The organism is Cellulomonas algicola (assembly GCF_003851725.1).
In the GTDB taxonomy this organism is placed as follows: Bacteria; Actinomycetota; Actinomycetes; order Actinomycetales; family Cellulomonadaceae; genus Cellulomonas; species Cellulomonas algicola.
The window spans coordinates 1-10484 of the sequence record NZ_BHYL01000049.1; the positions used below are offsets into that span (position 1 = coordinate 1).

Sequence of the window (10484 nt, forward strand, 5' to 3'; positions counted from 1 at the left end):
CGGTGACGACGTCGCGTTCGCCCGGCTCCGCGCGGCGGACCCGGCCGCGGGCGTCGAGCCCGACGCGGCCCGCATCCGCGCGGCGCTCGCGGCGTCGGTCGGCGGTGCGACGGGACAGGTCGCGGAGGAGACGGTCGACGTCGTGTCCGTGCCGGACGAGCTCGCGGCGGTGCGGGCCCGACGGTCGCGCACGCGTTGGCTGACGGTCGCCGCGGCGGTCGCGGGTGTCGCGGTCGTCGGCGGCGGCGGGTTCGCGGCGGGGGTCGCGGCGCAGGGCGACGGCGGTGCGGCGTCGGACCTGGCGGCCGCGCCCGCGATGTCGCTGGAGCAGCCCATGGCCGGCCGCGAGATGTCGTCGGCGGGTGCGGCGGCCGACACGGCGGCGACGTCGAAGCTCGCCTGGTACGGCGGGCGCACGGTGTTCACGGCGGGCAGCGGGCTGTCGGACGAGGCGGGGACGGGGACGGCGTGGGCGTTCGACGCGGCGTCGGTCTTCTCGCAGGAGTCGCTCGCGCGGGTCGCGGCGGCGCTCGGGGTCGCGGGCGAGCCACGGCAGGAGTACGGCGCGTGGACCATCGGCTCGACGGACGGGACCGGCCCGACCGTGTCGCTCTCGCCCGACGGCACGGGCAGCATCTCGTACTACGACCCGTCGAAGGACCCGTGGTCCTGCGTCGCGTCGGCCCCGGAGACGCTCGACGGTGCGACCGAGGGCGGCGGCACGTCGTCGTCGGTCGACAAGGCGCAGGTCGACCCGGGCCTCGGCGCCGGCTGCGACCCCCAGGACCTGCCCGCCGCCCCCACGGGCGACGCGGCGAGGGCCACGGCCACGGACCTGCTGCGTGCGCTGGGCGTCGACCCCGCGTCGTACGAGCTCGAGGTCGTGGCGGACACGGGCTCGCCCGCGCTCGCCCAGGTCACGGCGCACCTGGTGGTCGGCGGGCAGCGGTCGGGTGTCGCGTGGAACGTGTCGCTCGTGGGCGACGGCGTGCAGTCGCTGTGGGGCTCGCTGGCGCCGCTCGTCGAGCTCGGTGACTACGACGTCGTGAGCCCGCGCGCCGCGGTCGAGCGGCTGGGCGACCCGCGGTTCGGGGCGTCGGGCGGGATCATGCCGTTCGCGGCCGACGACATGATGCGGGCGGAGTCCGGTGCCGAGGTCGCACCGGCGCCCGACGACGTGCCGACGGTCCCGGCGACCCCCGACTTCGGTCCGCTCGCGTGGCCGGTCGAGGACGTGACGATCGAGTCGGCACGCCTGGGCCTCGCGCTCACGACGCTGCCCGACGGCGCCGCGGTGCTGCTGCCGACGTACGAGCTGTCGTCGTCGGACGGCCGGACGTGGACCGTGGTCGCGGTCGCCGACGCCGACCTGGACTTCACGGCGGCGGCGCGCTGAGACGCCCGTCGCGCGAGCGGCGGGGCAGGGGGCAGCAGGGGGCGACGAAGGCCGGTCGGCGTGGAGGGACGCCGACCGGCCTTTCTCGCGCCGCGGCGCGGGTGCGTGCCGCATCCGCCGGCACGCACGGACCCGACGTCGTGCCGCAGGCGCCGACCGACCGGGCACGGACGCGCCGTGCCGGGACGGGTCCGACGGCGGTGGTCAGGCCGGGCGCGCCTCGCGGACGACCACGACGCCGCCGGCCGGCACCTTGACCGTCCCGCTCACGGCGGTGCCGGTGAGCAGGTCGGTGCCGTCGGCGGGGACGGCGACGGGCGCGTCGGCGTGGTTGATCGCGACGACGTAGTCGGCGTCGGTGCCGTGCCGTCGGACGACCTCGACGTCCTCGGGCAGACCGGTCGGCGTGAGGCCGGCGTCGGCGTAGGCGGCCCCGAGCACGACGGCGAGCTGGTCGACGTCGAGCCGCGTGGAGACGTACCAGCCTGTGCCCCGCCCGTGCGCGTGCCGGGTGATCGCGGGCCGCCCGGCGACGGGTCCGTCGGTGTAGGCGGCGACGACGTCGGCGCCCTCGAGCGCGACGTCGTCTGCCCACACGTCGCCCACGAGCTCGGCCGTGGTCCCGGCGTGCGACCAGCCCACCCGCACGGACCGGCCCGCGCGCAGCGGCTGGAACTCCTCGACGGTCAGGCCGAGCGCGGTGCGCAGCGGTGCGCTGTACCCGCCGGGGTGTACGGCGTCGTGCTCGTCCACGATCCCCGAGAAGCACGAGACGACGAGCGTCCCGCCGTCCGCGACGTACCGCGTGAGGTTCTCGCCGTCGGCGGCCGTGAGCAGGTAGGACGCGGGCGCGACGACGAGCCGGTAGCCGGACAGGTCGGCGGAGGGGTGGACGAGGTCGACGGTGAGGCCGTCGCGCCACAGGCGGTCGTAGTACGCGAGGACGCGCTCGCGGTGGTCGAGGTCGACGGTCGGCCGCCACTCGAGGTCCTGCGCCCAGAACGACTGCCAGTCCCAGACGATCGCGACGTCGGCGCGCACGGTGGAGCCGCGCACCTCGTCGAGCCGGGCGAGCTCGTCGCCGAGCGCGGTGACCTCGCGCCAGACGCGGGACGACGTGCCGGCGTGCGGCAGCATCGCGGAGTGGAACTTCTCGGCGCCGGACCGGGAGGCGCGCCACTGGAAGAACAGGATCGCGTCGGCGCCGCGCCCGAGGTGGCTGTACGCGTTGCGCGCGAGCTCGCCGGGGCGCTTGGCGACGTTGCGCGGCTGCCAGTTCACGGCGGACGTCGAGTGCTCCATGAGGATCCACGGCTTGCCGCGTGCGAGCGAGCGCGTGAGGTCGGCGGCGAGCGCGAGGCCCACGTGGGCGCGTTCGTCGGCGGCGTCGAGGTAGTGGTCGTTGGCGACGACGTCGACCTCGTCGGCCCAGGCCCACAGGTCGACGGGCAGGCAGTTGGTCGTCATGAAGTTCGTCGTGACGGGGACGTCGGAGTGCGCGCGGATCGCGTCGCGCTCGGCGACGTAGCAGTCGCGGAGCGCCTGGTCGGAGAACCGCGCGAAGTCGAGGCGCTGCGCGGGGTTGACGACGGACGGCGCGACGGACGGCACGTCGACGTGCGCCCACTCGCCGTACCGCTGGCCCCAGAACGCGGTGCCCCACGCGGCGTTGAGCGCGTCGAGCGTGCCGTACCGGTCCTGCAGCCAGGCGCGGAAGGCGGTCGCGGCGGCGGGGGAGTAGTCCTCGGCGACGGGTGCGCCGTACTCGTTGTGGACGTGCCAGAGCGCGACGGCGGGGTGCGACCCGTAGCGGCGGGCGAGCGCGTCGGCGATGCCCACGGCCGCGGTGCGGTAGGCCGGGTGCGTGGGTGCGGCCATGCCGCGCGACCCGAAGCCGAGGACGGTGCCGTCCCGGGTGACGACGCGCGCGTCGGGGTGCGCGGCGAAGAACCAGGCGGGGGGCGACGCGGTCGGGGTGCCGAGGTCGACGCGGATGCCGTTCTCGTGCAGCAGGTCGAGCAGCCGGTCCAGCCAGCCGAAGTCGTGCTCGCCGGGCCGCGGCTCGAGCAACGCCCACGAGAAGATCCCGACGCTGACGAGGGTGACGCCGGCCTCGCGCATGAGCGCGACGTCCTCGTGCCAGACCTCCTCGGGCCACTGCTCGGGGTTGTAGTCGCCGCCGTAGGCGATGCGGTCGAGCCCGAGCGGCCACGTGGGGCGCGTGGGTCCGAGGGCGGTCTGGTGTGGCATGACGCTCCGTCGAGTCTGGGTCCATCCGTTGTGATCGGTCACAGCGACGTCACAGGCGCGAAAGCGCCATCCTCGGCACTGGGACCGTTCACAACGGGTAGGTAACACCAGGGTGACGCCAGTTGACAAGTCTCCGGAGCGTCGTTCACTGTGAACGCGCACAGGCTCGGCGTCACCGATGACGCCCGTCCGTCGCGAGGCAGCGGCGGACCCTTGACGAGGAGGTCACATGCGCCTGCACACAGGCATCCGGGTCGCTGCCGCCGTGGCCGCGACCGCGCTGCTCGCGACCGCCTGCTCCAGCGGCAGCGGCGACAGCGGCGACGACACGGCGGACGGCTCCGGCGGGAAGGTCGAGCTGACCTTCTGGACCTGGGCGCCCGGCATGGAGGAGGCGGTGGCCGTCTGGAACGAGGCCAACCCCGACATCCAGGTCACCGTCAACAAGCAGGACGGCGGCGACCCCGCCGTCACCAAGCTGCTCACCGCGATCCAGGCGGGCTCGGGCGCGCCCGACCTGTTCCAGACCGAGTACCAGAAGATCCCGACGCTGGTCTCGGAGGACGCGCTCGCCGACATCGCCGACGTGCTCCCCGACGGCACCGCGGAGCGCTTCGCCGAGGGCACGTGGCAGTCCGTCACGCTCGGCGGCGACGCCGTCTACGGCGTCCCGCAGGACTCCGGACCGATGCAGTTCTACTACCGCGAGGACGTCTTCCAGCAGTACGGGCTCTCCGTCCCGACGACGTGGGAGCAGTACGCGCAGGTCGCCGAGCAGCTGCACACCGCGGACCCGTCCAAGTACCTCGGCACGTTCTCCGCGAACGACGCCGGCTGGTTCACGGGCCTCACGCAGCAGGCCGGCGCCTCGTGGTGGGGCATCGACGGCGACGCGTGGAGCGTCGACATCGAGTCCGCGCCCGTCCAGAAGGTCGCCGAGTACTGGGGCGGCCTCGTCGAGAAGGGCGTCATCGACAACAAGCCGATGTACACCCCGGAGTGGAACGCCGCGCTCAACGACGGCTCGCAGGTCGGCTGGCTCTCGGCGATCTGGGCGCCCGGCGTCCTGCAGGGCAACGCCCCCGACACCGCGGGCAAGTGGAAGATGGCGCCCATGCCGCAGTGGGAGGAAGGCGACGACGCCACGGGCAACTGGGGCGGGTCCGCCACCTCCGTGACGTCGCAGTCGACGCACAAGGCCGAGGCCGCGAAGTTCATCGCGTGGCTCAACGCCAGCCAGGAGGGCGTGAACCTGCTCGTCTCGGAGGGCGGCCTGTACCCGGCCGACATCCCGAGCCAGGCCGAGGCGCTCTCGAGCCCGCCGGAGTTCTTCTCGAACCAGGCCGACTTCTACACGCTGGCCGCCGAGACGGCGAAGGGCGTGCAGCCGTTCACCTACGGCCCGAACGTCAACGTCGCGTACTCCGCGTACAACGACGAGTTCGGCAAGGCCGCCGAGGCCAAGCAGGCGTCGCTGTTCCTCGACGCCGTCACGGCCATGCAGGCGACCACGGTCGACGACCTGGAGAACCAGGGCTTCACCGTCACGAAGTGACGCGCGCGGCCGCCCGGTACCCTCCCGCCGGGCGGCCGCTCGTCGCCCTCACCGGCGCCTGCGCGCCACCGCCACCGCGCGACGACCGTCGCGCCCGCGCGTCCCGGAAGGACACCTCACGTGACCACCCTCGCCCCGCCCCGCGCGGCCGCGACGAGCGGACCGACCCGGCGCCGCGGGTCCCGCCGCCGCGGCGCGGCGCCGTACGCCTTCCTCGCGCCGGCGCTCACGCTCTTCACGCTGTTCCTCGCGCTGCCGATCGGCTACGCCGTCTACCTCAGCTTCCGCACCGAGATCGTCCAGGGCCTCGGCCTGGGCTCGGGCGCGCGCCAGGAGGTGTGGGCCGGCTTCGCCAACTACACGCGCGCGCTCCAGGACCCGGAGTTCCTCGCGTCGGTGGGCCGCGTCGCCGTCTACGGCCTGCTGCTCGTGCCGACGATGCTCGGCCTCGCGCTCCTGTTCGCGCTGCTGCTCGACTCGCGCCGCACGCGCGCCACGGGCTTCTCGCGCATCTCGATCTTCCTGCCCTACGCGGTGCCTGCCGTCATCGCGTCGCTGCTGTGGGGCTTCCTCTACCTGCCGCGCGTCAGCCCCTTCTACTACGTGTTCGACCAGCTCGGCTGGGACGTCCCCGAGGTCATGTCGTCCGGGCTCGTCGTGTTCGCGATCGCGAACATCGGCCTGTGGGGCGGCGTCGGCTTCAACATGATCATCATCTACACCGCGCTCAAGTCGATCCCGACCGAGCTCTACGAGGCCGCCCGCCTCGACGGCGCGTCCGAGCTCATGGTCGCGCTGCGGATCAAGATCCCGATCGTCATGCCGTCGCTCGTCCTGACATTCCTGTTCTCGATGATCGCGACGCTCCAGGTGTTCGCCGAGCCCATGACGCTGCGGCCGCTGAGCAACACCATCTCCACGACGTGGAGCCCGCTGATGAAGGTCTACCGCGACGCGTTCACCCGCGGCGACATCTACGCGGCGTCGGCCACGTCGGTCGTGATCGCGCTCGCGACGTTCGCGTTCTCCTACCTGTTCCTGCGCCTCGTCCAGGACGGCCGCGCCTTCTCCCAGGAGTCGAAGTGACGACGACGACCACCTTGCACCGCGCGACGGCCGCGGCGTCGGTGCCCGCCCTGCGGCCCGAGCGGAAGGTCCGCCCGTCCGTCTTCGGCACGGTCGTGCTGCTGGTCGGCGCGCTCTACTGCCTCATGCCCGTCGCGTGGGTGCTCGTCGCGTCGTCGAAGTCCGCGGGCGAGCTCTTCTCGACGTTCACGTTCCTGCCGTCGACCCACCTGCTCGACAACATCGGCGAGCTCTCCGCGTACCGCGGCGGCCTGTACTGGCGCTGGATGGCGAACACCGCGCTCTACGCGGGCGTCGGCGCCGCCGTGTCCGTGCTCGTCTCGTCGATGGCCGGCTACGCGCTCGCGAAGTACCGGTTCGCGGGCAAGACGCTCGTCTTCAACCTCATCCTCGCCGGCGTCCTCGTCCCGGGTGTCGTGCTCGCGGTGCCGCAGTACCTGCTGCTCGCCGAGGTCGGCCTCACCAACACCTACTGGTCGGTGCTGCTGCCGAGCCTCATCAGCCCGTACGGCATCTACCTGTGCCGCATCTACGCCGGGGCGTCCGTGCCCGACGAGCTGCTCGAGGCCGCGCGCACCGACGGCGCGAGCGAGTGGCGCACGTTCTCGCGCATCGCCGTGCCGCTCATGGGGCCCGGGCTGGTGACGGTGTTCCTGTTCCAGTTCGTCGGCATCTGGAACAACTTCATGCTGCCGTACATCATGCTCGGCAACGACCGGCTCTACCCGATCACCGTCGGCCTCAACGGTCTGCTCAACCAGGGTGCGTCGCAGCCCGCGATGTACACGTCCGTCATCACCGGCGCGCTGCTGTCGATCGTCCCGCTCGCCCTGCTGTTCCTCACGCTGCAGCGGTACTGGAAGGTCGACCTCGCCGCCGGCTCGGTCAAGGCCTGACGACGTGGCCCGACGCATAGAGTTCCGTCCGATGGACACGACGACCGACGCCGCCGCGCCCGTGCCGCGCCGACGCCCCACGATCCGCGACGTCGCGGCGGCCGCCGGCGTGTCCCGCGGGACCGTGTCCCGCGTCATCAACGGCGGGCACTGGGTCTCGCCGGAGGCGCTCGCCGCCGTCGAGGAGGCCATCCGCACCACCGGCTACTCGATGAACCAGCACGCGCGGTCGCTCGTCACCGGACGGTCCAACTCCGTCGCGTTCCTGCTCACCGAGCCGCAGCACCTGCTGTTCGAGGACCCGACGTTCTCGATCCTGCTGCGCGGCGCCGCGCAGGCGCTCGCAGGCCGGTCGATGCCGCTGCTGCTCATGGTCGCCGGCACGCCCGAGGAGCAGAGCCAGGTGCTGTCCTACGTCGGGGCCGGGCACGTCGACGGCGTCCTGCTCATCTCCTCCCACGCGGGCAGCCCGGTCCTCGCCGAGCTCGTCCGCCAGGCCATCCCGACGATCGCGTGCGGCATCCCGCTCGGGTTCGAGGGCCAGCTCGGGTACGTCGCGGCCGACGACCTCGGCGGCGGTCGACGCATGACGCGGCACCTGCTCGACCAGGGCCGGTCGCGCGTCGCGACCATCACCGGCCCGCTCGACACCCCCGGCGGGAAGATGCGGCTCGAGGGGTACCGGGCCGAGCTCGGCGACGCGTTCGACGAGACCCTCGTCGCGCACGGCGACTACTCGCGCGAGAGCGGCGCCGCCGCGATGCGCGAGCTGCTCTCGCGGCGCCCCGACCTCGACGCCGTGTTCGTCGCGTCCGACCTCATGGCGGCCGGCGCGATCCAGGTGCTGCGCGAGTCCGGCCGGACCGTCCCCGGCGACGTCGCCGTCGGCGGGTTCGACGACTCCGGCCTCGCCACGACCCTCGACCCGCCGCTCACGACCATGCGCCAGCCGTTCGAGCGCATCGCGACCGAGATGGTGCGCCTGCTCCTCGAGGTCGTCGAGGGCGAGGCGCCCGCCGCGATCACCCTGCCGACGTCGCTCGTCGTCCGCGCGAGCGCCTGACCTGCAGGCCCCCGCGTCTCACCCGCGGAGGAGGGTGTGCCGCGGGCGTCGCTCGCTAGCCTGGGCTCGACGCGAGGGGGTGCGCGATGGGCACAGGACTGGTCGTCCTGGCGGTCGGCTTGCTGCTCTGCTTCTTCGGGATCCGGTCGGTGAACCTGGCGCTGCTCGCGTCCGGGTTCGGGCTCGGGTACTTCGTCGCCGACGCGACCGGGGCGTCGACGGGCACGGCCCTGCTCGTGGCGGCCGGGGCCGCGGTCGTGCTGTGGCTCGTCGTGTCGCTCGTCTTCCGGTTCGCGACGTTCGTCGTCGGCCTGGCCGCGGGGGCCGTCATCGGCGCCAAGCTGTGGTCCGCGCTCGGGTCGTCCGGAACCAGCGTCGTGCTCGGAGGCGTCCTGGTCCTGTCCGTCGCGATCGCGTCCGCGACGCTCGCCGAGAAGTACCACCGCCGCGCGCTCCTGTGGCTCACGGTGCTCGCGGGCGCGAGCCTCACGCTGAGCGGTCTCGCGCTGCTGTGGCCGTCCGTCTTCGGGCTGCTGCGCCACCCCGACGAGGGGGTCGAGCAGGTGGTCATGGTCGTCGCCTGGGTCGCGCTCGCCGCCGCCGGCTGGGTCGTCCAGCGTCGCCTGTTCCGCAAGCAGCTCGGCCTGCCGCCGCGCGCCGCGGTCGCGGCCTGACGACGGCCGCCTGCCCCGTCGCCGCACCGCGGTGTGGAAGCCGTGTCGCGCCCGACGCGACGCACCTTCCACACCGCGTCGGTGACCGCCGGTAGCGTCCGAGCATGACTGACGGACGGCTGCTGCTGCTCGACTCCGCCTCGCTGTACTTCCGCGCGTTCTTCGGCGTGCCCGACTCGGTCAAGGCGCCCGACGGGACCCCCGTGAACGCGGTGCGCGGGCTGCTCGACATGATCGCCCGCCTGGTCCAGGACCGGCGCCCCACGCGGCTCGTCGCGTGCTGGGACGACGACTGGCGGCCGGCGTTCCGGGTCGAGGCGATCCCCTCGTACAAGGCGCACCGCGTGGCGCAGCCGGTGCCCGGCGGCGCGGACGTCGAGGAGGTGCCGGACCTGCTCACGCCGCAGGTCCCGGTCATCGTCGAGGTGCTCGAGGCGTTCGGCATCGCGCGCGTCGGGGCGCCCGGCTTCGAGGCCGACGACGTCATCGGCACGCTCGTCGCGCGCGAGAAGGCGCGACCCGCCGCCGAGCGGGCCGCGGTCGACGTCGTCACGGGGGACCGCGACCTGTTCCAGCTGGTCGACGACGACGCGCACGTGCGCGTGCTCTACACCGTGCGCGGGATCAAGGACCTCGAGGTCGTCGACGCGGCCCGGCTCGCCGAGCGGTACTCCGTGGCGTCCGGCCAGGCGTACGCCGACATGGCGGTCCTGCGCGGCGACCCGAGCGACGGCCTGCCGGGCGTCCCGGGGATCGGGGAGAAGACGGCCGCGACCCTCGTGCACCGGTACGGCTCGCTCGAGGGGATCCTCGCGGCACGCGACGCGGGCGACGCGGGTCTCACCGCGACGCAGCGGCGGCGGCTCACCGAGGCCGCGGACTACCTGGCCGTCGCGCCGCGGGTCGTGCAGGTCGCGCCCGACGCACCCGTCGACGACGTGCCCGACGCGCTGCCGCGGGTCGCGGCCGACCCCGAGCGGCTCGTCGCGCTCGCCGAGCGGTGGGGGCTCGCGTCGAGCGTCAAGCGGGTGGTCGACGCGCTGGCGTCGGCGGACTGAGCCTGGCCGTCAGGACGGGGCGGGGCCCAGCGGGCGCGTGCCCTGCGGGCGGGACGCCACTTCGCGGGCGGGTGCCGTCGGGGGAACGGGGTTCCGCGGGCGCGTGCCCGCAGGGGCCCGGTCGTGCCGCGGTCGGCCGGTCCGGCGTCCTGGTCGCTCGTCCGGGTGATTGGTGAAACCGGGCGTATCAGACATCGGGAGGCGGCCCTCCTGCTGGGTCGTGAGCTACCGACCGGTAGCGACAGGACCCCGCCGGAGACCGCCGGCACCCCCACGGCCCGACGCGGCCCGCCCGGAAAGGCACCACCATGACCTCGACCACCACCAGCCGCACCGCGCGGCCGACGACGACGCCGGTCCCCGACAACACGCTCGCCGGCACGCCCGGCACGCCCGGCACGCCCGGCACGCCCGGCACGCCGCTGACGACCACGACCCGCCCGCGCGCCGCCGGCCGCCCCGCACGCACGCGTGCGCTCGTCGACGACGCGGTCGCCGCCCTGGCC

Annotated in this window: 8 protein-coding genes and 1 pseudogene; 8 read left to right on the plus strand and 1 reads right to left on the minus strand. The window is 74.0% G+C overall.

Features of this window, described 5'->3' with window-relative positions; genetic code table 11:
- Window positions 1–1396: hypothetical protein (locus tag CTKZ_RS21370; protein WP_160142817.1), on the plus strand; the 1396-nt coding region annotated here is incomplete at its 5' end.
- A 204-nt stretch (window positions 1397–1600) separates the two neighbouring features.
- Here CTKZ_RS21370 and CTKZ_RS03420 read toward each other — a convergent pair.
- Window positions 1601–3646, minus strand: coding sequence for a beta-galactosidase (locus CTKZ_RS03420; RefSeq protein WP_124341621.1), 2046 nt, complete (start codon window positions 3644–3646; stop codon window positions 1601–1603).
- Window positions 3647–3875: 229 nt separating this feature from the next.
- Between CTKZ_RS03420 and CTKZ_RS03425 the strand changes: the two genes are divergently transcribed.
- From CTKZ_RS03425 to CTKZ_RS03455, 7 genes and pseudogenes are all read left to right on the plus strand, one after another.
- Window positions 3876–5201 carry an ABC transporter substrate-binding protein gene (locus CTKZ_RS03425; RefSeq protein WP_124341622.1) on the plus strand — a complete coding sequence of 442 codons (1326 nt, stop codon included), beginning with the start codon at window positions 3876–3878 and terminating at the stop codon, window positions 5199–5201.
- A 120-nt stretch (window positions 5202–5321) separates the two neighbouring features.
- Window positions 5322–6287 (plus strand): carbohydrate ABC transporter permease, encoded by a 966-nt coding sequence (locus CTKZ_RS03430; RefSeq protein WP_124341623.1) that lies wholly within the window; start codon window positions 5322–5324, stop codon window positions 6285–6287.
- Window positions 6284–7183 (plus strand): carbohydrate ABC transporter permease, encoded by a 900-nt coding sequence (locus tag CTKZ_RS03435; RefSeq protein WP_371852314.1) that lies wholly within the window; start codon window positions 6284–6286, stop codon window positions 7181–7183. The genes CTKZ_RS03430 and CTKZ_RS03435 overlap by 4 nt, the downstream gene beginning before the upstream one ends.
- 31 nt (window positions 7184–7214) lie before the next feature.
- On the plus strand, window positions 7215–8246 hold the full coding sequence (locus tag CTKZ_RS03440; protein WP_124341624.1) for a LacI family DNA-binding transcriptional regulator: 1032 nt from the start codon (window positions 7215–7217) through the stop codon (window positions 8244–8246).
- Between the two features lie 86 nt (window positions 8247–8332).
- The gene (locus CTKZ_RS03445; protein ID WP_124341625.1) at window positions 8333–8920 is read left to right on the plus strand and encodes a DUF4203 domain-containing protein; all 588 of its coding nucleotides are present in this window, start codon (window positions 8333–8335) and stop codon (window positions 8918–8920) included.
- A 104-nt stretch (window positions 8921–9024) separates the two neighbouring features.
- Window positions 9025–9978, plus strand: a complete 954-nt coding sequence (locus CTKZ_RS03450; RefSeq protein ID WP_124341626.1) for a 5'-3' exonuclease — start codon at window positions 9025–9027, stop codon at window positions 9976–9978.
- A 308-nt stretch (window positions 9979–10286) separates the two neighbouring features.
- Window positions 10287–10484: pseudogene (locus tag CTKZ_RS03455) on the plus strand (hypothetical protein); the annotation flags it as partial.